20 protein-coding genes are annotated in these 23817 nt (G+C 73.3%); 13 read left to right on the top strand and 7 right to left on the bottom strand.

Going from position 1 to position 23817, the window contains the following annotated elements; all coding sequences use genetic code 11:
• Positions 1–23: 23 nt before the first annotated feature.
• Both ACZ60B_RS13550 and ACZ60B_RS13555 read right to left on the bottom strand, forming a co-directional pair.
• A complete protein-coding gene (locus ACZ60B_RS13550; protein ID WP_469386340.1) occupies positions 24–1649 on the bottom strand; it encodes an amidohydrolase in 1626 nt (541 codons plus the stop codon).
• A 51-nt stretch (positions 1650–1700) separates the two neighbouring features.
• Positions 1701–3203 (bottom strand): APC family permease, encoded by a 1503-nt coding sequence (locus ACZ60B_RS13555; RefSeq protein WP_469386342.1) that lies wholly within the window; start codon positions 3201–3203, stop codon positions 1701–1703.
• 221 nt (positions 3204–3424) lie between these two features.
• Here ACZ60B_RS13555 and ACZ60B_RS13560 point away from each other — a divergent pair, with 221 nt between their 5' ends.
• The 3 genes from ACZ60B_RS13560 to ACZ60B_RS13570 all read left to right on the top strand — a co-directional run bounded on the left by ACZ60B_RS13560 (position 3425) and on the right by ACZ60B_RS13570 (position 5521).
• Entirely contained in the window at positions 3425–3889 is a 465-nt protein-coding gene (locus tag ACZ60B_RS13560) for a pyridoxamine 5'-phosphate oxidase family protein (RefSeq protein ID WP_469386345.1), read from the top strand.
• A 79-nt stretch (positions 3890–3968) separates the two neighbouring features.
• Positions 3969–4361: a VOC family protein gene (locus ACZ60B_RS13565; RefSeq protein ID WP_469386347.1), complete on the top strand. Its 393-nt coding sequence runs from the start codon at positions 3969–3971 to the stop codon at positions 4359–4361.
• A gap of 155 nt (positions 4362–4516) precedes the next feature.
• Positions 4517–5521, top strand: coding sequence for a cation diffusion facilitator family transporter (locus tag ACZ60B_RS13570; RefSeq protein WP_469386349.1), 1005 nt, complete (start codon positions 4517–4519; stop codon positions 5519–5521).
• A gap of 84 nt (positions 5522–5605) precedes the next feature.
• Here the strand turns inward: ACZ60B_RS13570 and ACZ60B_RS13575 are convergent, their stop codons facing one another.
• Positions 5606–6055, bottom strand: a complete 450-nt coding sequence (locus ACZ60B_RS13575; protein WP_469386351.1) for a nitroreductase family deazaflavin-dependent oxidoreductase — start codon at positions 6053–6055, stop codon at positions 5606–5608.
• A gap of 104 nt (positions 6056–6159) precedes the next feature.
• Complete coding sequence (locus ACZ60B_RS13580; protein WP_469386353.1) at positions 6160–6792, bottom strand: LysE family transporter; 633 nt, start codon at positions 6790–6792, stop codon at positions 6160–6162.
• Positions 6793–7100: 308 nt separating this feature from the next.
• Between ACZ60B_RS13580 and ACZ60B_RS13585 the strand changes: the two genes are divergently transcribed.
• From ACZ60B_RS13585 to ACZ60B_RS13610, 6 genes are all read left to right on the top strand, one after another.
• Entirely contained in the window at positions 7101–8300 is a 1200-nt protein-coding gene (locus tag ACZ60B_RS13585) for a cytochrome P450 (RefSeq protein ID WP_469386355.1), read from the top strand.
• 12 nt (positions 8301–8312) lie between these two features.
• Positions 8313–8513 carry a ferredoxin gene (locus tag ACZ60B_RS13590; RefSeq protein ID WP_469386356.1) on the top strand — a complete coding sequence of 67 codons (201 nt, stop codon included), beginning with the start codon at positions 8313–8315 and terminating at the stop codon, positions 8511–8513.
• Between the two features lie 127 nt (positions 8514–8640).
• A complete protein-coding gene (locus ACZ60B_RS13595; RefSeq protein ID WP_469386358.1) occupies positions 8641–9099 on the top strand; it encodes a nuclear transport factor 2 family protein in 459 nt (152 codons plus the stop codon).
• Positions 9100–9108: 9 nt separating this feature from the next.
• Positions 9109–9645: a flavoprotein gene (locus ACZ60B_RS13600; protein ID WP_469386360.1), complete on the top strand. Its 537-nt coding sequence runs from the start codon at positions 9109–9111 to the stop codon at positions 9643–9645.
• A 48-nt stretch (positions 9646–9693) separates the two neighbouring features.
• On the top strand, positions 9694–10662 hold the full coding sequence (locus tag ACZ60B_RS13605; protein WP_469386362.1) for an aldo/keto reductase: 969 nt from the start codon (positions 9694–9696) through the stop codon (positions 10660–10662).
• Between the two features lie 480 nt (positions 10663–11142).
• A complete protein-coding gene (locus ACZ60B_RS13610; RefSeq protein WP_469386364.1) occupies positions 11143–13038 on the top strand; it encodes a ricin-type beta-trefoil lectin domain protein in 1896 nt (631 codons plus the stop codon).
• 60 nt (positions 13039–13098) lie between these two features.
• On the opposite strand, the gene ACZ60B_RS13615 is transcribed toward ACZ60B_RS13610, so the two are convergent.
• Both ACZ60B_RS13615 and ACZ60B_RS13620 read right to left on the bottom strand, forming a co-directional pair.
• Positions 13099–13773 carry a DUF4232 domain-containing protein gene (locus ACZ60B_RS13615; RefSeq protein WP_469386366.1) on the bottom strand — a complete coding sequence of 225 codons (675 nt, stop codon included), beginning with the start codon at positions 13771–13773 and terminating at the stop codon, positions 13099–13101.
• A 64-nt stretch (positions 13774–13837) separates the two neighbouring features.
• Complete coding sequence (locus tag ACZ60B_RS13620) at positions 13838–16222, bottom strand: SpoIIE family protein phosphatase (protein WP_469386368.1); 2385 nt, start codon at positions 16220–16222, stop codon at positions 13838–13840.
• Positions 16223–16498: 276 nt separating this feature from the next.
• Between ACZ60B_RS13620 and ACZ60B_RS13625 the strand changes: the two genes are divergently transcribed.
• The 4 genes from ACZ60B_RS13625 to ACZ60B_RS13640 all read left to right on the top strand — a co-directional run bounded on the left by ACZ60B_RS13625 (position 16499) and on the right by ACZ60B_RS13640 (position 22577).
• Complete coding sequence (locus ACZ60B_RS13625) at positions 16499–19594, top strand: glycoside hydrolase family 2 TIM barrel-domain containing protein (protein WP_469386370.1); 3096 nt, start codon at positions 16499–16501, stop codon at positions 19592–19594.
• Positions 19595–19782: 188 nt separating this feature from the next.
• Positions 19783–20028 carry a hypothetical protein gene (locus tag ACZ60B_RS13630; RefSeq protein WP_152895220.1) on the top strand — a complete coding sequence of 82 codons (246 nt, stop codon included), beginning with the start codon at positions 19783–19785 and terminating at the stop codon, positions 20026–20028.
• A gap of 3 nt (positions 20029–20031) precedes the next feature.
• Entirely contained in the window at positions 20032–20409 is a 378-nt protein-coding gene (locus ACZ60B_RS13635; protein WP_469386373.1) for a toxin Doc, read from the top strand.
• 539 nt (positions 20410–20948) lie between these two features.
• A complete protein-coding gene (locus tag ACZ60B_RS13640) occupies positions 20949–22577 on the top strand; it encodes a ricin-type beta-trefoil lectin domain protein (protein ID WP_469386375.1) in 1629 nt (542 codons plus the stop codon).
• A 27-nt stretch (positions 22578–22604) separates the two neighbouring features.
• Here ACZ60B_RS13640 and ACZ60B_RS13645 read toward each other — a convergent pair whose 3' ends face one another.
• Complete coding sequence (locus ACZ60B_RS13645) at positions 22605–23774, bottom strand: lactate 2-monooxygenase (protein WP_469386377.1); 1170 nt, start codon at positions 23772–23774, stop codon at positions 22605–22607.
• Positions 23775–23817: the final 43 nt, after the last annotated feature.

Below are 23817 nucleotides of genomic sequence, written 5' to 3' on the forward strand. Positions count from 1 at the left end.
CGGGGCTCCCCGCCGTGACCGAACTAGTCGGCAGAGTGCACCAGTTCGCCGCCGACGTAGGTACGTCGCACACGCGTCCCGGCGATCGCCTCCGGCGGTCCCGCGAACGGGTCACGGTCCAGCACCACCAGGTCCGCGAGTGCGCCCGGGGACACCTTCCCGGTGTCGTCGAGGTGGTTCACGTACGCCGATCCGGCGGTGTACGCCGTCAGCGCCCGGCCCAGGTCGATGCGCTCGCCCGGCAGGAAGACCGGGCCGTCGCCGCCGGGCTGGACCCGGTTGACCGCCACATGGATGCCCTGGAGCGGGTCCGGGCTGCTGACCGGCCAGTCGCTGCCCGCCGCGAGGGTGGCGCCGGAGCGCAGCAGCGAGCCGAACGGGTACTGCCACGCGGCCCGTTCGGGCCCGAGGAAGGGAATCGTCAGCTCGTCCATCTGCGGTTCGTGCGCCGCCCACAGCGGCTGGATGTTGGCGGTCGCGCCCAGCCGGGCGAAGCGCGGCACGTCGTCGGGGTGCACGACCTGGAGGTGCGCCAGATGCGGCCGGGTGTCGCTCGGCCCGTTCGCCGCTCGGGCCGCCTCGATCGCGTCCAGGGCGTCGCGCACGGCCCGGTCGCCGAGCGCGTGGAAGTGGCACTGGAAGCCGAGCGCGTCCAGCTCCGTCACGTACCCGGGCAGGCGCGCGGCGTCGACGAAACTGGTGCCCCGGTTGGCCGTGGCGCAGCCGCACCGGTCCAGATACGGGTCGAGGAGCGCGGCGGTGCTGTTCTCGGCGACCCCGTCCAGCATCAGCTTCACGCTGCCCGCCCGGAACCGGCCGTGGCTCAACTCCTCCCGCCGTTCGACGAGTTCGGGTATCTGCTCGGCGCCGCGCTCGCGGTCCCACCACAGGGCGCCGACCACGCGCGCGGTCAGCGAGCCGTCCCGGGCCGCCGTCCGGTACGCCTCGGACGGGTCGTCCAGGCCGACGAACCCCCCGACGAGCGCGTCCTGCCAGGCGGTGACGCCCAGGGCGTGCAGGGCCCGCTGGGCGTGCAGCAGCGCGGCCAGCCGGTCGGCCTGCGTGGCCACCGGGGCGAGCCGCCCGACCAGCTGCATCGCGCCTTCCTGGAGCGTGCCGCCCGGCTCGCCGGAGGCGTCGCGCTCGATCCGCCCGTCGGCCGGGTCGGGGGTGTCCCGGGTGATGCCGGCCAGCGCGAGGGCGCGGCTGTTGACCCAGGCCCCGTGGTGGTCGCGGTTGGGCAGGTACACCGGCCGGTCGGGGACGACCGCGTCGAGGAGTTCCTTCGTGGGCGTACCGCCCTCGAACGCCTCCATCGACCAGCCGCCGCCGAGGATCCACTCCCGCTCCGGATGCGCCAGCGCGTACGCGCGCACGGCGGCCAGGGTCTCGTCGGCGGTGCGGGTCCCGGTGAGGTCGCACTGGGTGAGTTCGAGTCCGGCCGGCACCGGGTGGACGTGCGCGTCCTGGAAGCCGGGCAGCAGCAGTCCGCCGGCCAGGTCGACCACCTCCGTGCGGGGCCCGGCGAGTTCGCGCAGTCCGTCGTCGCCGACGGCGGTGACGCGGTCGCCGGTCACGGCGACGGTGGTGGCGGTGCGGCCCTCGGGCGTGAGGACGGCGCCACCGGTGAAGAGAAGGTCAGCGTGCATGTTCTCGGTTTCCTCGTGCGTCGGCGTGCGTGTTCTCGATTTCCCCGTACGTCAGGGGGCGGTGGTGAGCAGTTGCGGCGCGTCGGCGTCGGTGCCGTCGCCGGTGCGGAAGTAGGGCGAGCGGCGCACCCACTTGGCCCAGGCGGCGGCCACCAGGCCCGAGGCCACCATCGCCGCGGGCGCCAGCAGCAGGAACCAGCCGTTGTCCGGGCTGAGTTCGAGATGGTCGGCGGAGGTGTAGAAGGACCAGCAGAGGTAGCCGCCCAGACCCAGCAGCGCCGCCGCGCTCAGGCCCGGCAGGACCACCGCGCGCACGCCCTGCCGCCAGTCCTGGCGCAGCAGCCCGCGGAAGCGCACGGCCGCGGCCAGCGCGGTGAGCGCGTACGACAGCGCGACGACGATGCCCACCGCGTTCACCGTCGCCAGGATCATGTCGGCCAGCCGCGGGATGACCAGGGCGAGTCCCGCCACCGCCATGGCCAGCGCGCCGATCAGCAGGGTGCCGGCCGCCGGGGTCCCGTAGCGGGAGCTGACCCTGGACCACACCGGTCCGAGCGTGCGGTCCCGGCTCATCGCGAACATCCCGCGGGCCGTGGGGATCACCCCGGCCTGGAGCGAGGCGACGGCCGAGAACATCAGCGCCACCAGCGGCAGTGTGGCCAGTGGCTGCGCCGCCAGCCGCTCGCCGAAGTAGGCCAGCCCCTCGGCGCCGTGACCGGCCAGCTCGTCCTGCGACAGCACCCGCTGGAAGGCGACCGAGCCGAGCAGGAACAGCGCCAGCATCGTCCCCAGGGTGATGAACCCGGCGCGCGAGGCGTCCCGCGGTTCGCGCACCTCCTCGTTGACGCTGAAGGCGGCGTCGAAGCCCCAGTAGCAGAACACCGACAGCAGCAGTCCCTGGGCCAGCGCGGAGGCCGACGGGATCGCGAAGGGATCGAACCAGCTCAGGCTGAAGGGGTGCGGGCCGGCGACGATGCCGTAGCCGCAGAACCCGATCAGCACCACGTACTCGAAGACGAGCAGTCCGGTCTGGAGCCGGGCCGCCGTGCGGATGCCGGTGACGGCGGTCAGGGTCACCGCGGCCAGTGCCACGATCCCGACCGCGGTGGTCTGCGCCGTGGAGCCCGGGTCCAGCGTCAGCCCGCCCACCCGGTGCAGTCCGGCCTCCCCGGCCAGCTGCATCATCGCCGACCCGGTGACCGCGGTCGTGTACGCGAGGAACGCCACCGTGGCCACGATGTTCACCCAGCCGACCATGAAGCCGAGCCACGGCGTCAGCGAACGCCCGACCCACACATAGCCGTTGCCCGCGTTCGGCTCGACCCGGTTCAGCCGCGCGTACGCTCCCGCGATCCCCAGGATCGGCACGAACGCCAGCAGCATGATGGCCGGCAGACGCAGGCCCACCACCCCGGCCGTGACCCCGAGGCCGATGCCGATGGTGGTGGTCGCCGCCGTGCTGGACGCGGCGATCGCGACGCCGTCGAGGACGCCGAGGGACTTGCGCAGCACGGGCCGCGCGGGAGGGTCGGCGCCGTAGGGCTTGTCGGTCATGGCCAGTACTCCGCTCGCACCGGGGGGCCTGGTCGGCCCCGGTGAACGCACATGAAACTGGCCGGGGACACAACTGGTCAACGGTGTTGTCATAAGGGGTCGCCGCCCTGGCCCGGCGGCGCGCCCGGCGGAGATCCGGGTGCGGGAGGGGACCTGCCGGTCACACTGGAAGACGTGAACCCGTCAGTGAGGTACGACGTCCCGCCCGGAGGCCTTCGACGATGACCCCGCCACCAGCACGCGCCGCCAAGCAGCGCAAACAGGACACCCTGCACCGCCTCGAACACGACGTGGACGCCTGGGTCGCCACGGCCGACGAGGCGGGAGGCGCCCCCTACCTGGTTCCGCTCTCCTTCTTCTGGGACGGCGCGACCCTGCTGTTCGCCACCCCGGAAGCCAGTCCCACCGGCCGTAATCTGCGCGCCACGGGCCGGGCACGGCTCGGTATCGGCCTCACCCGCGACGTGGTGATCGTCGAGGGGCCCGTCCTCACCGTGCCGCCCGCCGAGCTGCCCGAGGAGGACGCCGAGATCTTCGCGGGCAAGACCGGCTTCGACCCCCGGCTGCTCGCCACGCCCTACCTGTACTTCCGGGTGCGCCCCGACCGGGTGCAGGCCTGGCGCGAGGTGAACGAGCTCGACGGACGGGACCTGATGCGGGACGGGGAGTGGCTGGTGGCCGACTGAATCGGCCCTGCCGGGGCATCCGGCCCGCAGGAGGCGCGGGGCAGACACGCCCCGCGCCCGGGACCCCTGCGGAGGCGACATGTCAGTGGTGAAGGCGGGCGTCGTGGTGCTCGACTGCGCCGAGCCCGAGAAGCTCGCGGTGTTCTACAAGGAACTCCTGGAGGCCGAGGAGACCGTCGTCACCGCCAACATGGTGGAGATCATGAGCCCCGGCGGTACCCGGCTGGGGTTCCGCCGCGACACCAACGCGACCCCGCCGAGCTGGCCGCGTCCCGAGAACGCCCTCCAGGTCCACCTGGACTTCCTGGTCGAGGACCTGGACGAGGCGGAACGCCGGATCGTGGGACTCGGCGGACGCCCGCTGGAGACCAAGGGCGCGCCGACCGCGTACGAGGAGCGCGGATACGCCGATCCGGCCGGCCACTCCTTCACCCTGCGCCTGCTGCCGTCCATGGCGCCGAAGCTGGGCTGACGGTGACCCGACCGCCCACGGGGCCCGGCCGGCCCGGCCGGCCCGGTCGCCCGGACGGGAGGGCCGCCGACGGGAGGGCCGCCGACGGGACGGCCGACCGCCGTCTTTTCCGTCGTGACCGGTATGAGGCGTGCCCGGCGGGGCAGTCGGCGAGGATGAGCGGGACCACGCCCCAGAACGGGCCTACACACCGGGACGGACCCACCCCCCGCAGCGCACCGGACCGGAAGACGCGGGTCACCGTGCTGGTCGCGCTGGCCGCCAACCTCGTCATCGCGGCCGCCAAGCTCGTCGGCGGCCTCCTCGCGGGCTCGCCCGCGCTGATGTCGGAGGCCGCGCACTCCGTGGCCGACAGCCTGAACGAGGTCTTCCTGCTGGCCGCGCTGCGCCGCAGCCGTCGGCCGCCCGACCGGCGTCACCCCTTCGGCTACGGCAAGGAGCGTTACTTCTGGTCGCTCCTCGCGGCTGTCGGGATCTTCGTGATGGGCGGCTGCTTCTCCGTCTTCCAGGGCGTCGAGGCGCTCGGCAACGGCACCGAGGAGGAGTTCGCCGGCTATGTGGCGGGCCTGGCCGTGCTCGCCGTCGCCTTCGTGGCCGAGGGCGTCTCCCTGCTGCGCGCCCTGCACCAGGTGCGCGCCCAGGGCGGCTGGGCCGGACTGCGCGACCCGGCGCTGCGCACGGTCGTCGCCGAGGACGGCACCGCCGTGCTGGGCGTGACCATCGCCATGGCCGGCATGGCCCTGCACATGGTCACCGGGCAGGTGGTGTGGGAGGCGGCCGCCTCGATGGCGATCGGTGTGCTGCTGGTCGTCGTCGCCTACGGGCTCGGCCGCGAGGCGCGCGACCAGCTCATCGGGGAGGCGGCCGACCCGGAACTGCTCGGCAGGATCCGGTCCCTGCTGCGGGCGCAGCCCGAGATCGACAGCGTGGAGGCGCTGTTCACGATGAAGACGGGCCTGGACTCCAACCTGGTGGCCGCCCGGATCGACCTGGTGCCGGGTCTGGACAGCGAGGAGGTCGAGGAGGTCGCGGTGCGCATCAAGGGGTCCGTCGGCCGGGTGTGCCCCGGGATCGGGGAGATCTTCCTCGACGTGACCGACCGGGGAGCGCGGGAGGCACGGGAAAGCCCCGCCGCGACGGGGGAGCGCGGCGGGGCCTGAGGACCGGGTGCCCGGGGGCCGCGGTCCCATGCCTCCCGGAGCGGAAAAAGGTCCGCTCGGTGTCGGAGGGCCGCTCGGGGGCGGTCAGTACCCGGGGGTCGGTTCGAGGACGAACACCGGGATCTCCCGGGACGTCTTCTTCTGGTACTCGGCGTACTGCGGGAAGGCGGCCACGGCGCGTTCCCACCACGCCGCCTTCTCCTCGCCGGTCACCTCACGGGCGGTCATGTCCTGCTTGGTCGGGCCGTCCTGGAGCTCCACCTGGGGATCGGCCTTCACGTTGTGGTACCAGACCGGGTGCTTCGGCGCCCCGCCCAGCGACGCCACCGCCGCGTAGTGCCCGTCGTGCTCGACGCGCATGAGCGGCGTCTTGCGGATCTTGCCGCTCTTCGCGCCCCGCGTGGTCAGCAGGATGACGGGCAGTCCCGTGTCCAGCAGGGTCGTTCCCTTGGTGCCTCCGGAGCTCTCGTACAGCTCCACCTGGTCGCGCACCCACTGCTGCGTGCTGGGTTCGTACTCGCCCTCAAGCGGCATGACATCCGTCCCATCGTCGCGTTGCACGGTGTGATCGCACCGTCCTTCAACAGTGCAACGCCCGGAAATCTTCCGGGGTCACGCAGGACGGCACCGGATGACACCTACCCCGGTGTCACCAGCATCCGCACCGCCAGCACCACCATCACCCCGCTGGACGCCAGCGCCGTGGTCAGCCGGCCGCGGTGGCCCGTCAGCGCCCGGCCGAGCAGCGCGCCGCCGCCGGCGAGCAGGAGCTGCCAGCTCGCGGACGCGGCGAAGGCCGCCAGGACGAAGACGCCCTGTTCCAGCGGCGGTGCCGTGGCCGCGGTGCCCGCGCCGAGGACGAGCGCGGCGAAGTAGATCACGGTGGTGGGGTTGAGCAGGGTGATGCCGAGCAGCCCCAGATAGGCCCGGGAGGGGCTGGGGGGAGGCGGGTCGGGGCGGGTGGCGAGCCGATGGCCGCGGTAGGTGCGCAGCGCCGCGACCGTGCCCAGGACCGCCAGTGCGATCAGCACCAGCGCGGAGGCCCAGCGCAACGGCACCAGTACCGGCCGCAGCGCGGCGGCGAGGGCGGAGCCGCCGGCCATCGCGAGCAGGGCGTAGAGCCCGTCGGCGCTGGCGACGCCGAGCGCGGCGCAGGCGCCGGTGCGCAGCGAGGTGCGGGCGGTGAGGGAGACGAGGTAGGTGCCGACCGCGCCGACGGGTACGGCGATGCCGTATCCCGCGACCAGGCCGGCCACGAGCGAGGCCGTCACGACCGGACCGTACCGATCCTTCCGGAGCGGCCGGGCTGCTGCTGGACGCGCACCGGGGCAGCGGCGGCGGGCGTCGGCGGCAGGGCGTGGATCGTAGGCATGGCGGGATAATGGGGGTGATGAGCGCCCTGTGACAACCGAATTACCAGGTGACCGTGGGCACAGAGCCCCGAACCGGCCAGGCGGAGCGGTAGGTTCCGGACAGATTGCCCGATTAGTCGATCTGGCCGAACATCGCGTCGCTCCATAGGTGCCTGGGGCATCTAATGAAGATCGGCACGACGCACCCTTCGTCTGTGAGGTCTCCCATGACGGAACTCTCGGAACCCGTCGCCTTCCCCCAGGACCGGAGCTGTCCCTATCACCCGCCGACGGCCTACGACCCCCTGCGCACCGACCGGCCGCTGTCCCGCGTCACCCTCTACGACGGCCGTCAGGCCTGGATCGTCACCGGTCACGGCCTCGCACGCACCCTGCTCGCCGACCCGCGGCTGTCGACCGACCGCACCCGGCCGGGCTTCCCCATCACCAATCCGCGCTTCGCCGCCATCCGCGAGCGCCGCACGGCCCTGCTGGGCGTCGACGACCCCGAGCACCGCACCCAGCGGCGGATGCTGGTCCCCAGCTTCACGCTCAAGCGCGCCGCCGCGCTGCGGCCCGACATCCAGCGGATCGTCGACGAACGGCTCGACGCGATGATCGCGCAGGGCCCGCCCGCCGACCTGGTGAGCGCCTTCGCGCTGCCGGTGCCGTCGATGGTGATCTGCGCCCTGCTCGGCGTCCCCTACGCCGACCACGACTTCTTCGAGGAGCAGTCGCGCCGGCTGCTGCGCGGCCCCGACGTCGCCGACGTGCTGGACGCCCGCGCCCGGATGGAGGGGTATCTCGGCGACCTGATCGACCGCAAACGCAAGGAGCCGCCCGGTTCCGGCGTGCTCGACGACCTGATCCACCAGCGGACGGGCGACGGCGAGGTCGAGCGCGACGAACTGATCTCCCTCGGTGTCATCCTGCTCGTCGCCGGCCACGAGACCACCGCCAACATGATCTCGCTCGGCACCTTCACCCTGCTCCGGCATCCCGAACGGCTGGCCGAGCTGCGCGCCGACCCCGCGCTGCTGCCCGCCGCCGTCGAGGAGCTGATGCGGCTGCTGTCGATCGCCGACGGGCTGCTGCGGCAGGCCGTCGAGGACATCGAGGTGGAGGGCGCGACGATCCGGGCCGGCGAGGGAGTGCTCTTCTCGACCTCGGTCATCAACCGCGACGAGAGCGCCTACCCCGAGCCGGACACGCTGGACTTCGCGCGCTCCGCACGGCACCACGTCGCCTTCGGCTTCGGCATCCACCAGTGCCTCGGCCAGAACCTGGCCCGCGCCGAGATGGAGATCGCCCTGCGCACCCTGTTCCAGCGGCTGCCCGGACTGCGTCTCGCCGCCCCGGCCGAGGACATCCCCTTCAAACCCGGCGACACGATCCAGGGGATGCTGGAACTCCCCGTGACCTGGTAAGAGGCTCCGGTCATGCGTATCGACATCGACAAGGACGTCTGCATCGGGGCGGGCCAGTGCGCGCTGGCCGCCCCCGGCGTCTTCACCCAGGACGACGACGGCTTCAGCATGGTCCTGCCCGGCCGGGAGGACGGCGCGGGGGACCCGATGGTCAAGGTGGCGGTCAAGGCCTGCCCGGTCGGCGCCATCACCCTGTCGGACCCGGCCGACTGACCACCGCGCAGCCGGGCCGGGGCCGACGGGGGAGCGCACGTTCTCCGGCCGTTTCGGTAACTGTGGGAACGCGCATTCCTGACAGGGACGCGCGTTCTCGACCTGCTCGCCGACCAGGAGGAAGCCCATGGCCGCCCGTCCGCCCCTGCCGCCCTTCACCCGCCACACCGCCGAGCAGAAGGTCCAGGCCGCCGAGGACGCCTGGAACACCCGCGACCCGCACCAGGTGGCGCTCGCCTACTCGGAGGACTCCGTGTGGCGCAACCGCGACACCTTCCTCACCGGCCGCGAGGAGATCGTCGCGTTCCTCACCGCCAAGTGGCGGCGCGAGCTGGACTACGCGCTGCGCAAGGACCTGTGGACCTACGACGGCAACCGCATCGCCGTCCGCTTCCAGTACGAGTGCCGCGACGCCGAAGGGCGGTGGTGGCGCTCGTACGGGAACGAGCTCTGGGAGTTCGACGGGCAGGGGCTGATGACCCGGCGCGAGGCCAGCATCAACGACGTACCCATCGAGGAGCGGGAGCGCCGCATCCGCGGACCGCGCCCCGAAGCCGAACGCGGGCGCACCTTCCCGGTTCAGTAACCTGCGCGGATGACCGAACGGGACGGGAAGCCATTCCTCTACGTCGTCGTCTGCGCGGCCGGCATCGCCGCGGACGTCGGCGCACTCGTCGTCGCCGCGCAGCGGTGCGACTGGGAGGTCGGCGTCTTCGCCACGCCCACGGCGGCGGGCAACGGCTTCTTCGACCTGGCGGCCGTCGAGGCCGGGACCGGGCGCCCCGTCCGCTCCGCCTGGCGCAGGCCGGGCGAGGCGCGCCCCTTCCCGGCCCCGGACGCCGTGGTCGTCGCGCCCGCCACCTTCAACACCGTCAACAAGTGGGCGGCCGGGATCGCCGACACCCTCGCCCTGGCCACCCTGAACGAGGCCTGCGGCATGGGCGTCCCGATCGCCGTGCTGCCCTGCGTGGCCGACGCCCTCGCCGGCCACCCGGCCTACCGGAGCAGCCTGGTACGCCTGCGCGAGATGGGCGTGCGCTTCGGGGACCCGTACTCCGGCGAGCCGGGGGCGGACGGCCGACGGCCCGACTTCGACTGGACACGGGCACTGGACCTGCTGGGGCCTGCCTGACGCCGTACGCTCCGTCAGGTACCCCATCCGAAGGCAGGAGCAGCAACGATGCAGTACGTGAAGCTCGGTTCGACGGGTCTGGACGTGTCGCGGATCTGTCTGGGCTGCATGACCTACGGACTGCCCGACCGCGGTGCGCACGAGTGGACGCTCGACGCGGAGGCCTCACGTCCGCTGATCCGGCAGGCGCTGGACGCCGGGATCAACTTCTTCGACACCGCCAACGTCTACTCCGACGGCACCAGCGAGGAGATCGTCGGCCAGGCGCTGCGCGACTTCGCCCGCCGGGACGAGATCGTGCTCGCCACCAAGGTGCACGGCCGGATGCACACCGGCCCCAACGGCGGCGGTCTGTCCCGCAAGGCGATCATGAGCGAGATCGACCACAGTCTCACCCGCCTGGGCACCGACTACGTCGACCTCTACCAGATCCACCGCTGGGACCCGCACACTCCCGTCGAGGAGACGATGGAGGCCCTGCACGATCTGGTGAAGGCGGGCAAGGTCCGCTACATCGGGGCGAGTTCGATGTACGCCTGGCAGTTCTCCAAGGCCCAGTACACCGCCGAACGGCACGGCTGGACCAAGTTCGTCTCCATGCAGAACCACTACAACCTGCTCTACCGCGAGGAGGAGCGGGAGATGCTGCCGCTCTGCGCGGACCAGGGCGTCGGCGTGCTGCCCTGGAGCCCGCTCGCCCGGGGCCGCCTCACCCGCGACTGGGGCACCGTCACCGGGCGCAGCACGGGCGACACCTTCGGCAGCACCCTCTACCTGGAGAGCGACCGGAACATCGTCGAGACCGTCACCCGCATCGCCGCCGCGCGCGGGGTGCCGCGCGCCCAGGTCGCCCTCGCCTGGCTGCTGCACCAGGACACGGTGACCGCGCCCATCGTCGGCGCCGCCAAGCCGCAGCACCTCCAGGACGCCGTGGCCGCCGTCGAACTGGAGCTGAGCGACAAGGAGATCGAGCAGCTCCAGGAGCCCTACACCCCGCACCCCGTCGCCGGCCACTGACGACCGCGGGCGTCCGCCTCGACCCGGGCGGGCGTCCGTGCGGTGCCGACCGGGTGCCGCACGGACGCCTCGCTGTCGGCGGGGTCTTCCGCGAACCCCACGACATCCCGTAAAGGTGCGTATCCGCCGGTGAATGCTTACCGCAATTCCTCCTCGCGCAAGGACGGGAAACCGTCGCGCGATGTCGATTGACGTTTCGTCAATTGCCGTCCGAGGAAGCCGAATGCGCAAAACTCCGGGATCACTTGTTCCGTCTCCCCGGCCTGTGCAAAGGTGTGCGTTGTCCGCGCGCGGTCAAGGAATTCCTCTGCCGCGCGCACAAGGTCACTCCCGTCCACCCCCCACGCTTCGAAAGAGCGGCCACCGGCGGACGCCCGAGATGCCGAACACCGTGCAATCGGGGCTCCCGTCATCCTGTCGGCGGAGTCCCGTGACCCTTGGTACGGACTTATGCCGCAGGTCATTGGGAGGAATGCAGCCGTGAATGAGGCAGGCCCGACGAATTCCCCGGAACCCGAGCTCCGGTTCGGGGCGACCGACGCTCAGCTGAGCGCGGAGCTGAAGCAGTGGACGGGGGCGTCACCCGCACTGCATCCCGTCGGCGAGTTGCTGGACCGCCACTGGGAAGCGGCCTTCGCCTATGCCCGGTTGTGCACCGACGGCCCCCGTGCCGCGGGCATGCTGACCACCGCCGCGTTCACCCGGCTGTTCGGCGAGTCCATGCGTCACGAGGGGCCGACCGCGGCCTGGCGGCCCCGGCTGCTCGTCACCGTGCGCCGGATAGCGGCCGAGTGGGACACCGACGACCGGCGCGATCTGCTCCACCCCGCACTGCGCTCCGCGGCCGAGGACGGCGACCGGGCGGCCGCCCGGCTGCTGCCGCCCGCGAACCGGCGTCTGTTGTCCAGCGCGTTCCAGCGGCTGCCCCAGGCCGCTCGTTGTCTGCTGTGGCACGTCGAGGTCGAGGCCGAGTCGCTGTCCGTGCCCGCCGCGCTGATCGGTCTGGACGAGGAGGGCGCGCGGGTCGCGCTGCGCCGGGGCCGCGACCGGATGCGCGAGGAGTGCCTCCAGCTCCACCAGGAGCTCGCGCCCCGGCAGGAGTGCCGTCAGTACCTCCGCCTGCTGGACGTCACCTACCGGCGCGGCGGCTCCGAGGTCGACCCCGATCTGCGCCGACACCTGGAGGGCTGTCGGCACTGCCGTGACACGGCCGACCAACTGGCCGTGTTCAACACGGGGTTCGGTCTCGCCCTGGCCGAGGGCGTGCTCGGCTGGGGCGCCGCCGACTATGTCGCGTCGCGGCTGACCGGTCCCCTGGGGGCCGAGGCCGGCGCGGTCCATGAGCGACAGCCCGCGCCGGGAACCGGCGCGGCGGACTCCGGCACGGCCGGGGGCGTCGCGGGGGAGTCGTTCACGTCCGCGGAGCCCGAGCCCGGTGAGGCCGTCCGGCCGCGGGGCGCGCGCCGCTCCGCCCAGCGGGCCAGGGCCGCCCGGCGCCGCAACCTCACCGCCGCCGTCCTCACGGTCAGCGGTCTGGTCGTCCTGCCCCTGGTCCTGTGGTCGGCCCTGGGCTCCGAGCACCGGGCGGGCCGGACCGAGGGCGGCACCGAGGTCACCGGCACCGGTACGAACAGCACGGCGACCAGCCGTCCCTCCTGGATCAGCAGCGGGGCGGAGCAGCAGGGCGCCCTGCGCGGCCGGCTGCACAACCTGGCCTCCGGACTCTGCGTCGCCGTCTCCGGCAAGCCCGTCGAGGGCGCCGAGGCCGTCCTCGCCACCTGCTCGTCCGCGGCGAGCGAGCAGTGGACGTACGAGACCGACGGCCTGCTGCGCAGCGCCGCGGTACGCGGTCTGTGCCTGGACTCCCGGCTCGGCTACTCGGTGCGGCTGGCGCCGTGCGCGGGCGAGTCCGAGCCGGGAGGCAGGAACGTCCGCTACGACTTCACCCTCCAGGGCACCCTGGTGCCCCGCTCGGACCAGAACCTGGCCCTCAGCCCCGCCGCCGCCGACGGATCGGGCGCCCTGGTGGTGAAGAACCGCACCGACACCTCGGTCCAGCGCTGGGTGATCGACACCTCCGAGACCGGCCCGCAGATGCAGGCCGTCAACTGGGACGCCGACACCTCGTCCGCCACGCCCACCGCCGCGGCGGTCCCGAAGAGGACCGTCACCCCCACGCCCACGGCCTCCGCGGCCCGCCCGACGGCATCGGCGACGCCGACGCCGAGCAGCCCGTCCACGAACGCGGACATGTGCGCGTACTACCCGTACGCCTGCACGGACGACGGCTCGTACGGCGGGGGTGGTTACGGCGGCGGGGACGGCTACGGCTACGGCGGGGGCGGCTACGGCCGGGCAGGCGGCGGCCGCCGCTGACCGGCACGGGGCGGGCCGGCGGCGGGTGGAGCGGTCCCGGAGTGGCGCGTGGAGCGGTCCTCAGGCGCCGCGGCCCGCGCTGAACACGGTCAGGAACACCGACGACGCGTTGCCGGCCACCGGGACCTTCCCGGCCGTCCAGCGCACCGTGAGCGGGTCCTGCTCGTCCGGCGGGGTGATGAGCAGCGAGTCAGGGACCGCCGTGCTCGCCCCGCTGATCTCGGGGTTCGAGAACGTCAGCCCGGCCCAGGCGCTCTGTCCCGGGGCCAGCGTGACGGTCGTGGGCGTCTGGCCGGACGTGCGTCTCGGGTCCGGTCCGACCTGCCGGCCCGCGCCGTCCAGGAACGCGGCGCCCGGGAAGCCGTGCAGCGTGCAGGTGCGTGGGGAGCCGTTGGTGAGGACGAGCGGGAAGTTCTCCTGCCCGGCCCCCGGGTTGTTGCGGCCGACCGAGGCGCGTAGCTGCGAGGTGTGACAGCGGGTGCCGTCCGCGGCACCGGGCGCGCGGCCACCGGTCGTGCCGGGGGTCGCCACCGCCGCCGTACCGGTCGCCGTGTTCACCGCGGTACTCGCCGTCGTACGCGCCGCCGTGCTCGTCGTGGCGCCCGGCGTGGTGCCGGCCGCGGGCCGGGACGCGGACGGTGTGCCGTCGGCGGCGGAGCAGGCGGTCGCCGACCCCAGCAGCGCGAGCGCGCACAGCAGCGCGGTGGAGAGGCTCTTCGACTGTGGCATGTACATCGGGTGCCCTCCCTCGGTGGTCCGACGCGGCCGCCGGCCGGAGTCCGCCCGGTTCGGCCGGAACTCAGCTCTCCTCGAACAGCGCCAGCTCCGCCCAGATCGTCTTGCCGTCGGTGGTGTGCCGGCTGCCCCAGCGCTGGGTGAGCTGGGCGACCAGCAGCAGGCCCCGGCCGCCCTCGTCCCAGGTCTTCGCGCGGCGCAGGTGCGGGGCCGTGTGGCTGGTGTCGGAGACCTCGCAGATCAGTGTGGCCGCATCGTGGATCAGCCGCAGCCTGATCGGACGGGCGCCGTACCGGATGGCGTTGGTGACCAGCTCGCTGACCACCAGCTCCGCGGTGAACGCGGCCTCGCTCAGACCCCACAGCGCCAGCTGCTCGACGACCTGCTTGCGGATCCGGGCGACGAGCGCGGGATCGGCCGGGATGTCCCAGGTCGCGACCTGGGAGGCGGACAGCCCCTGGGTGCGGGCCAGCAGCAGGGCCACGTCGTCGGCGGCCCCGCCCGGCGGCAGCAGGGTGCGCAGGATCCGGTCGCAGGTCTCGTCCAGGGAGCCCGTGTGCGTCGCCAGCGCCTCGACCAGCAGCCCGTGTCCGGCCTCCATGTCGAGCTCGCGGGACTCGATCAGCCCGTCCGTGTAGAAGGCCAGCACGCTGCCCTCGGGCAGGTACAGCTCGGTCGACTCGAAGGGCAGCCCGCCCAGGCCGAGCGGCGGCCCGCTGGGCAGGTCGACCCGCTGCGGCGTGCCGCCCGGCGGCAGGATCACCGGCGGCGGATGTCCGGCGCGGGCGAGGGTGCAGCGCCGGGAGACCGGGTCGTACACCGCGTAGAGACAGGTGGCGCCGACCTCGCCGGGGCGGCCCTCGCCGCCGGAGTCGGCGGACAGCCGAAGCACCAGGTCGTCGAGGTGGGTGAGCAGCTCGTCGGGGGCCAGGTCGATGTCCGCGAGGGTGCGTACGGCGGTGCGCAGCCGGCCCATGGTGGCCGAGGCCTGGATGCCGTGGCCCACGACGTCACCGACGACCAGGGCGACCCGCATCCCGGACAGCTGGATCACGTCGAACCAGTCGCCGCCCACCCCGGCCCGGGCCGCCGGAAGGTAGCGGGAGGAGGCCGTGACGGCCGCCGTCCGCGGCAGCGTGCGGGGCAGCAGACTGCGTTGCAGCGCCAGGGCCGTCTCGCGTTCGCGCGAGTACCTGCGGGCGTTGTCGATGCACACGGCGGCCCGCGCGGTCACCTCCTCCGCCAGCAGCACGTCGTCGGAGGTGAAGGGGTCCGGCCGCCGGAACCGGGTGAGGACCGCCACGCCGAGCGTCGTGCCGCGGGCCTGGATCGGCACGGCCATGGTCGAGTGGACGCCGAGCTCCGTGACCGCCCCGCCGCGAGCGTCGTCCCAGGTCAGCCACTGGTCCAGCGAGCCGCCCGCGACCGTAGCGGCGATCGTGCGGCCCGCCGTGAGCGCGTCGGCCTGTGGCGATCCGGCCGGGTAGGCCTGGGCGTCGCCCGGCTTGACCACGGCCTCGGGCGTGCCCGGGTGCAACGACCGGTGGGCGGCCCGGCGCAGTTCGGCCGGGGCGGTGAACGGCCCCGGCGGCTCGCCGCCCGGGTCGTGCGGATCCAGCAGGTCCACGCTGACGAAGTCGGCGAGGGCCGGCACACAGACCTCCGTCAGCTCCTGGGCGGTCCGGGTGACGTCGAGGGTGGTGCCGATCCGGATGCTCGCCTCGTTGACGAGTTGCAGCCGTTCGCGGGCGAGGTGGCTCTCGGTGAGGTCGTGCACGGCCAGGCACACGCCCCGCACCCGGCCCTCGGCGTCGGCGACCGGGGCCATCCGGGCCAGCCAGGCACGCGGCCGGCCCTCCCCGCCGGTGCGCAGATACGACCTGCTGTCCAGCGGGCGGCCCGAGACGAGCACCCGCAGCAGCTGCGCCTCCAGCTCCGCGCTGTGAGGTCTGCCGCCGATCTCGGAGACCCGCAGCCCCCGGACCCGTTCCTCGGGCAGGCCCAGCACCTCGGACATGGCCTGGTTGGCGTGGCGCAGCCGCAGCCGTTCGTCGTAGACCGCGACGGCGCACGGGGCGTGGACCAGCGCCGCCAGGGCCAGCGCGGCGTCCGTGGCCGGCCGGTCGGCGACCTCCAGCGGGGTGACGACGAGCCAGTGACCGGGCTCGCCGTCCTGCGGCCGCCGGTGGTGGGCGAGCAGCCACACCGGCAGGGCGCGGCCGTCGCGATGGCGCAGCGTGACCGTCCCGTACCAGCGGCCCCCGGCCGAGGCGGGCGCCGGCTGGCTGTCCCCGTCGGCCAGCAGCCGGGCGGCCGGCCGGCCGACGACCTCGGCCTCCTCCCAGCCGAGCAACTGCCGGGCCCCCGCGTTCCAGGAGCTCACGGTGCCGTCACCGGCGATGACAGCCCGTGCCGTCGCGGCATCGTCGAACGGGTAGTCCGGGGTCATCGTCGCCACTCCATCGCGCGCACTCACAGTGACAAGTGGGTCACTTGAGCTTCCAGCCTAGTGCGTACCGCTCCCGTGGGGACCGTGACGCCGTACGCGGGATGCCGCGGCCGCGGCGATGTCCCGGCCGTGGCGTGCGGCGCACGGGACGCCGCGAGCGGAAGAGCCCTGACGAAGTCTTGACGCGCCGGGGTGACCCGACATCAGATTCTGTTTGTTCGCGATCAGTTGTGAGTACTTCTGGGCTTTGATGAGCTTTGATGAAGGAGAGTTGTCATGACGGTCACGCGCAGATCGGTCCTGCTCGCCACCGCGGCCGCACCGGCCGCCGGAGCGCTGCCGGGCACCGCGCAGGCCTGGGCCGCCACGGCAGGGGGCCCCTCCGGCCGCCGCACGGTCCCGCTGCGCGACGGCTGGCGCTTCGCGCTGGTCGACCCGGGCGGGCTCGCCGACCCGACGGGCGCGTACGCCGACGCCGCCGACCCCGGCCACGACGACTCGGGGTGGCGCGAGGTGGCCGTGCCCCACGACTGGAGCATCGAACAGACCCCCACCACCGAGCACGGCACCACCGGCGGCACCGGTTTCCTCCCCGGCGGCCTCGGCTGGTACCGCCTCGCCTTCACCCTGCCCACCGCCCTGGCGGGGCGGCGGATCTCGGTGGAGTTCGACGGCGTCTACATGGACGCGTACGTCTACTGCAACGGCACCGAGGTCGGCCGCCACCCCTACGGCTACACCGGCTTCGCCCTCGACCTCACCGGCCTCCTGCACACCGACGGCACCACCGAGAACGTCCTCGCGGTCAAGGTGCAGAACCAGTTGCCCAGCAGCCGCTGGTACTCGGGCAGCGGCATCTACCGCGAGGCCCGGCTGGTCGTCACCGAACCCGTGCACGTGGCCCGCTGGGGCACCCACGTCACCACGCCGGAGGTCACCGCGGAGCGCGCCCTCGTACGGGTGCGGACCCAGGTGGTCAACGACTCGGGCGCCGCCGCCGACGTCGAGGTCGTCTCGCGGATCGTCGCACCCGGCGGCCGGACGGTCGCCCGTACGTCCACCACGGTCGCGGTCCCCGCCGCGACGGCCGGCGCGGTCACCGAGTCCCATGAACTCGCCGTACCCGAGCCGAAGTTGTGGGACTTCGCCGCCCCCCACCGCTACACCCTGGAGACCGAACTGCGGGTCGCCGGCGAACGGACCGACGCCTACCGCACCCCCTTCGGCATCCGCACCTTCCGCTTCGACCCGGACGAGGGCTTCCACCTCAACGGAGTCCACGCCAAGATCAAGGGCGTGGACCTGCACCACGACCTCGGCGCGCTGGGCGCCGCGGTCAGCGCCGACGCCGTCCGCCGCCAGATGACCCTGATGAAGTCGATGGGCGTCAACGCCTTCCGCACCTCCCACAACCCGCCCTCGCCGCAGATGATCGAGGTCTGCGAGGAGCTGGGCATCGTGATGATGGTGGAGGCGTTCGACTGCTGGCGCACCGGCAAGACGCGCTACGACTACGGGCGGTTCTTCGACCAGTGGTGCGAGAAGGACGCCGCCGAGATGGTCCTCGCGGCCCGCAACTCGCCCGCCGTGGTGCTGTGGTCCATCGGCAACGAGATCCCGGACTCCACCGCCACCGCCGGACTCGCCATGGCCGACCGCATCATCGCGGCGATCCGGGCCGCCGACGACACCCGCCCGCTCGTCATCGGCTCCGACAAATACCGGCGGCTGCCCGCCAAGGGCTCCGCCGCCGATCTGATGCTGGCCAAGCTGGACGGACTCGGCCTCAACTACAACACCGCGCAGTCCGTGGACGCCCTGCACGCGGCCTACCCGCACCTCTTCCTCTTCGAGTCCGAGTCGTCGTCGGAGACCTCGACGCGAGGCGCGTACCAGGAGCCGGAACACCTCAACACCGGCGAGAACCACACCCCCGGCCGGCGGGCGACCTCCTCCTACGACAACAACCTCGCCTCCTGGACCATGAGCGGCGAGTACGGGCACAAGAAGGACCGGGACCGGAAGTGGTTCGCGGGCCAGTTCCTGTGGTCGGGCATCGACTACATCGGCGAGCCCACCCCCTACAACGTCTTCCCGGTGAAGGCGTCCTTCTTCGGCGCGATGGACACGGCCGGCTTCCCCAAGGACATGTACCACCTCTTCCGCAGCCAGTGGACCGACGAGCCGATGGTGCACCTGCTGCCGACCACCTGGAACCACGAGCCGGGCGACACCGTCGAGGTGTGGGCCTACGCCAACGTCGACACCGTCGAGCTGTTCCTGAACGGGAAGTCCCTCGGCACCCGGACGTTCGACACCAAGACGACCACCGACGGCCGCACCTATCTGGAGACCACCGAGGCCACCGGCGACGACAAGACCTTCACCGGCGGCCCCTGGCCGGGCAGTTACACCAGCCCCAACGGCAGCGCGGGCAAACTCCACCTCGCCTGGCGGGTGGCCTACGAGCCGGGCGAGCTGAAGGCGGTGGCGCGGCGCGGCCGCAAGACGGTCGCCACCGACGTCCTGCGCACGGCCGGCGCCCCGCACGCCCTGCGGCTCACCCCGGACCGCACCTCCCTCGCCGCGGACGGGCGTTCGCTGGTGTTCGTGACCGCGGAGGTCGTCGACGCGAGGGGCGTGGTGGTGCCCGACGCCGAGGACCTGATCACCTTCGAGGTGAAGGGCGGCTCCCTCGCCGGGCTCGACAACGGCCGCCAGGAGAGCGCCGAGCGCTACCAGGCCACCACCCGGACCGCCTTCCACGGCAAGGCCCTGGCCATCGTGCGCTCCGGCACCGGGGCGGGCGCGCTGAAGGTCACGGCGCGCGCGGACGGCCTGCGCCCGGACACCGCGGCCGTGCGCACCACCCGGGCCCGCTCGGTGGCGACCACCCCCGCGGCGCGGTTCGCCCCCGAGCCGCCGGCCCCGACCGACTACCCCCACGCGGACGCCGGTTACTCCGGCCGCGCCGACACGCTCCCGGCCGCGATGCTGGACGGCGACCCGGCCACCGGCTGGTCCAACGCCTTCGTGAAGTCGGCGACGGCCCTGCTCCCGGCGTTCGGCGGCGCCCGCCCCGAGGACTGGGTCAGCGTGGACTGGGGCCGGACGCGGACCTTCGACCGGGTCGCGGTGTCCTTCACCGAGGACGCCACGCACACCCCGCCCGCCGCGGTCGAGGTCGCGGTCTGGCGCGGCGGCCGGTACGTGCCGGTGACCGGCGTGTCCGTCGAGCGGGCCACCGCCTCGGACGCCCCCACGCTGATCGCCTTCGACGCGGTGACCGGCTCCGGGCTGCGGCTCACCCTGACCAGCGCGCACCCGGGGGAGACCCGAGGGGCGGTACGGATCAGCAGACTTGACGCGTAGCACGGCGTGAAGTGCGTGTCCGGACGGGGCGGGGTCCCGTCCGGACCCCGCCCGGCTGCTGTCGGTGACACGGTCCGGGGACCGCGCGGGATCGGGCCAAGGTCCCACGCGACCCTCGGGTACCGCAGGCATATGCCTTTGACCTGCGGATATTTACGGGAAAGTGGCCGCGCGGTACCGTGAGTTCCATGCCAGCTCTCAACGTGGAGTTCAGCGACCGCGAGCTAGAGGACCTGCGGCAGATCGCCAAGGAACGCGGTACGTCGATGAAGGCGCTCGTGCGCGAGGCCGCCGCGGCCGACATAGCCCGGCACCGGGCGCTCCAGGAGGGGGCGGAGGCGTTCCGCCGGTTCTTCGCCACCCACGCCGAGGAGTTCGCGGCCGCCTTCCCCGACGACGAACCGCCCGCCAAGAGTGAGGGGCGGGCCGCCTGACCGATGGCCCCCGTCATCCATATCGACGTGCCCTGGCTGCTTCAGCGCCATGAGGAAGTACTGCCCGACCAGCCCACCGTCAACGACTTCTCCGCGCTGGTGGCGGCCGTCGCCCGGCACCGGGTGGACCCGCCCCGGCTCGGGGTCGACTCGGACCCCGCCTGGCGCGCCGCCGCGCTGCTGCACACCCTCGCCCTGCTGAAACCCCTGCCGACGGCAAACGCGCGTTTCGCCTGTGCGACCGCCGTCGCCTACATGTTCGTCAGCGGTGTCGGCATCGACCCGCCCTACGGCGCCCTCGTCGATCTCGCCCGCGACCTGATCAGCGGCAAGACGGACGTCTACGGCGCGGCCGACCGGCTGCGCTCCTGGCAGCTCTGAGCTTCGAGGGCCCACCAAGGCCTGTCTGACCATTCCCGCCTCCCCGGGAATGGTCAGACAGGCCCTAGGGGCCCCGAGGTCGCCGGCCGAGGGCGGATCGAACAAGGCCGGCGACCGTTTCGCGCGGAAGAGCCGCCGTTCCGCGCGGGGCCTCCGAGGGGAGGCCGGGGTCCAGTCCACCGCACCGGCCGGGCCGCCGGGAGAGTGCGCGGAGCACCGGAGTGTGCGCGCGTTTCACACGGGGCGCAGTATTCCCGAATGCGTACACATGGGGCGCGAGTTGGCGCGCTATCTGACTATTTGTCAAAGAGGCGGTTGTTGTTCGTGCGGCTTGTTGCGCACGAGTGAGTTGTGTAAGGCTGAAGAACCCGTGCGGGGGCCACGGCCGGTCTCGATCGCCCTTCGGTGAAACGGGGGCGGTGCACACCCGGCGAATTCGCTCTCCCGCACCCACCCGAAAGGTACGCGGCGACCCCGCGGCCCCCTGGGGTGACCAGAAGTTCTGTGTGCTCACGCGCGCACGGGAAGGAATCCGCTCAGTGCCCACCCCCCACCCCCCTCGTCCGCCCTTCTCCCCGCCCGGCGGGGACCCCGGAGAATCCGACGAGGCTCTCGCGCTCCGGATGAGGGGCGGCCCGGACGCCGAGGTCGCCCAGTCGACCGCGCTGCTCATCGCCCGGCACTGGCAGCCGGTGCACGCGTACGCGGCCATCTGCCTGGCATCCTCGGCGCAGGTCGCCGCGATGGTCACCGGCGCCGCGTTCCACCAGGTCTTCGACCGCCTCAACCTCGGTGAACCGGCTGCGGCGCTGCGCCCCCGGCTGCTGGTGACCGTGCGTGACACCGTGCGCCACTGGGCCGCCGCGGAGGACATAGCCGCGGTGCTGCCCGCGTTGCAGAAGCCCGCCGGAGGGCGCGGAATGCGCGCCGCCCAGTCCATGACCCCGGAGAACCGCGAGCTGGCCCAGCGCTCGTACCAGTCCCTGCCGCCCTTCGCCCAGTGCCTGCTGTGGCACGTCGAGGTCGAGGCGGAGCCGGTGTCCGTCCCCGCGGGCCTGCTGGGCATGGACGTCGAGACCGCGACGGACGCGCTGGACCAGGCGCGGGAGAAGCTCCGCGAGGGCCTCGTACGGGCCCACCGGGAACTGTCGCCGACCTCCGAGTGCCGCCACTACAACCGTCTCCTGGACGTCCCGATGCGCCGCGGGAACGGACTGCTGCCGGACGTCCAGCGGCACCTGGTGGACTGCCGCTACTGCCGTGCCGCCGCCGAACAGCTCGGGCACTTCGAGGGCCGCCTCGGAGTCCTGCTCGCCGAGGCGGTGCTCGGCTGGGGCGCCCGCCGCTATGCCGACTCCCGTCCCGGCCGTTCCGCCGAGGAGGGTGCCCACGGCCGCGGCTCCGCGGGGCGCGGCGGCAGACGAGCCCGCCGCGCGGCGTCCCGGAGCATCCTCGCCCGCATCCCGCTGCCGACCCGCCGGCCCGCGGACGGGTCCCGCTCGTCGCGGGCCCTGCGCAACGGCGTCGGTCTCGCCTCGGCCGGGGTGCTGACGACCCTGCTCGTCGTCGGGCTCTGGCCGGGCGACGACGGCGGCACCGACCCGACCGCCTCCGCCAGCGTCACCGGCGGCCAGGCCACGGCCCCCGCCACCGACTCCCATGCCGCGTCCGGCGGCGCCCAGCTGCCGACCGGCACCCGGCAGACCCGGCTGCGCAACGCCGACGCCGACCTGTGCCTCGACATCGCGGGCGTGCCGAAGGCGGGCACGGCGGCCGAACTCGCGGTCTGCTCCTCGGCCTGGACCCAGCAGTGGACCTACGAGGACGACGGTCTGCTGCGCAGCATGGCCGACCCGGCGCTGTGCCTGGACGCGCACGCGGACGCCGGTGTCGTCATCCTCGGCACCTGCGCCGACGAGGGCGAGGCGCGGGGCGACGACGTGCGCTACGACCTCACCGTGCAGGGCGAGTTGCTGCCCCGCTGGGACGAGACCCTGGCCCTCGCCCCCGCGGGCGGGGACCCGGGCGCGGGCCTCGTCGTCAAGGTCCGCGACCACTCCGTCGGCCAGCGCTGGCTGACCGACCTGGGGTCGGCCGCCCTGGATCCGCCGGCCGTCACCGGTACCGCGACCGCCCGGCCGGTCGAGCTGTCGGACCGGACGGTCTGACGGGCCGCGCCCCGCCGTCCGGCGCGTTCACGCGGGGTCCTCGACGAGGTCCGCGGGGCCGACGTCGGTGGGGCGCGCGTGTCCGGACAGGGCCAGGGTGAGGTCCAGTTCGGCGAGCAGACAGCGGATCACGTGCTCGACGCCGGAGCGGCCGTCGAGGCCGAGGCCGTAGGCGTACGGGCGGCCGAGCAGCACCGCCCGCGCGCCGAGCGCGAGCGCCTTGAAGACGTCGTCGCCGGTGCGGATGCCGCTGTCGAACAGGACCGTGAGGCGGTCGCCGACGGCCGCGGCGACCCGCGGCAGCGCGTCGGCCGCGGCCACCGATCCGGCCACCTGGCGGCCGCCGTGGTTGGACACCACCACCCCGTCCATGCCGGCGTCGGCCGCGAGCCGGGCGTCGTCCGGGTGCAGGATGCCCTTCAGCACGATCGGCCCGTCCCAGTTCTCGCGCAGGAACGCCAGGTCCGGCCAGGTCTTGGCGGGGTCCGCGAACATCCCGACGAAGTGCATCACCGCCGCGTTCGGGTCCTCGTGCACCGGCTTGGCCAGCCCGGCCCGGAAGGCGGGGTCCGAGAAGTAGTTGGCGGTGCCCACGCCGTGCAGGAACGGCAGGTAGGCCTGGTCCAGGTCGCGCGGCCGCCAGGCCAGCAGCGGGGTGTCCAGGGTGACCAGCAGCGCGGTGTACCCGGAGGCCTTGGCCCGGTTCAGGAAACTCCGGGTGACCTCGCGGTCCTTGGCCCAGTACAGCTGGAACCAGCGCTCCGCGTCGCCCATCGCCTCCGCGACCTGTTCCATCGGCGTGCTGGACGCCGAGGACAGGACGTAGGGCACGCCCTGCGCGGCGGCGGCCTGCGCGGCGGCCGTCTCGGCGTCCGGATGCATGATCGACAGCACGCCGATCGGCGCCAGCGCCAGCGGGGCGGGCAGCGGGCGGCCCAGCACCTCCACCGACAGATCGCGCTCGTGCACGTCCCGCAGCATCCGCGGCACGATCCGACGGCGCTCCAGGGCGGCCCGGTTGGCGCGGGCCGTGCTGCCGTCGCCCGCGCTGCCCGCCACGTAGCCGACCGGGCCGGGGCCGAGCCGCTGCTCGGTCAGCTCCTCCAGCCGGGTCAGATCGGTGGGCAGCCGGGGGACGGCACCCGTCATCCCGTTGAGGTAGATCTCGTACTGGAAATCCGCCCAGTGCCTGGCCATCCGTGCCGCCCCTCGTCGTCGAGCCGTGTGCCGCACGCCGACC

The sequence above is a fragment of the Streptomyces sp. NPDC104096 genome, from assembly GCF_055584385.1.

What these genes read in the sequence shown, in the direction of transcription:
- ACZ60B_RS13560 (WP_469386345.1), top strand. Translation starts at nt 3,425, where the DNA reads ATGACCCCGCCACCAGCACGCGCCGCCAAGCAGCGCAAACAGGACACC.
- ACZ60B_RS13605 (WP_469386362.1), top strand. Translation starts at nt 9,694, where the DNA reads ATGCAGTACGTGAAGCTCGGTTCGACGGGTCTGGACGTGTCGCGGATC.
- ACZ60B_RS13575 (WP_469386351.1), bottom strand. Translation starts at nt 6,055, where the DNA reads ATGCCGCTTGAGGGCGAGTACGAACCCAGCACGCAGCAGTGGGTGCGC.
- ACZ60B_RS13630 (WP_152895220.1), top strand. Translation starts at nt 19,783, where the DNA reads ATGCCAGCTCTCAACGTGGAGTTCAGCGACCGCGAGCTAGAGGACCTG.
- ACZ60B_RS13595 (WP_469386358.1), top strand. Translation starts at nt 8,641, where the DNA reads ATGGCCGCCCGTCCGCCCCTGCCGCCCTTCACCCGCCACACCGCCGAG.
- ACZ60B_RS13600 (WP_469386360.1), top strand. Translation starts at nt 9,109, where the DNA reads ATGACCGAACGGGACGGGAAGCCATTCCTCTACGTCGTCGTCTGCGCG.
- ACZ60B_RS13585 (WP_469386355.1), top strand. Translation starts at nt 7,101, where the DNA reads ATGACGGAACTCTCGGAACCCGTCGCCTTCCCCCAGGACCGGAGCTGT.
- ACZ60B_RS13625 (WP_469386370.1), top strand. Translation starts at nt 16,499, where the DNA reads ATGACGGTCACGCGCAGATCGGTCCTGCTCGCCACCGCGGCCGCACCG.
- ACZ60B_RS13550 (WP_469386340.1), bottom strand. Translation starts at nt 1,649, where the DNA reads ATGCACGCTGACCTTCTCTTCACCGGTGGCGCCGTCCTCACGCCCGAG.
- ACZ60B_RS13555 (WP_469386342.1), bottom strand. Translation starts at nt 3,203, where the DNA reads ATGACCGACAAGCCCTACGGCGCCGACCCTCCCGCGCGGCCCGTGCTG.
- ACZ60B_RS13645 (WP_469386377.1), bottom strand. Translation starts at nt 23,774, where the DNA reads ATGGCCAGGCACTGGGCGGATTTCCAGTACGAGATCTACCTCAACGGG.
- ACZ60B_RS13615 (WP_469386366.1), bottom strand. Translation starts at nt 13,773, where the DNA reads ATGTACATGCCACAGTCGAAGAGCCTCTCCACCGCGCTGCTGTGCGCG.
- ACZ60B_RS13620 (WP_469386368.1), bottom strand. Translation starts at nt 16,222, where the DNA reads ATGACCCCGGACTACCCGTTCGACGATGCCGCGACGGCACGGGCTGTC.
- ACZ60B_RS13565 (WP_469386347.1), top strand. Translation starts at nt 3,969, where the DNA reads ATGTCAGTGGTGAAGGCGGGCGTCGTGGTGCTCGACTGCGCCGAGCCC.
- ACZ60B_RS13635 (WP_469386373.1), top strand. Translation starts at nt 20,032, where the DNA reads ATGGCCCCCGTCATCCATATCGACGTGCCCTGGCTGCTTCAGCGCCAT.
- ACZ60B_RS13590 (WP_469386356.1), top strand. Translation starts at nt 8,313, where the DNA reads ATGCGTATCGACATCGACAAGGACGTCTGCATCGGGGCGGGCCAGTGC.
- ACZ60B_RS13570 (WP_469386349.1), top strand. Translation starts at nt 4,517, where the DNA reads ATGAGCGGGACCACGCCCCAGAACGGGCCTACACACCGGGACGGACCC.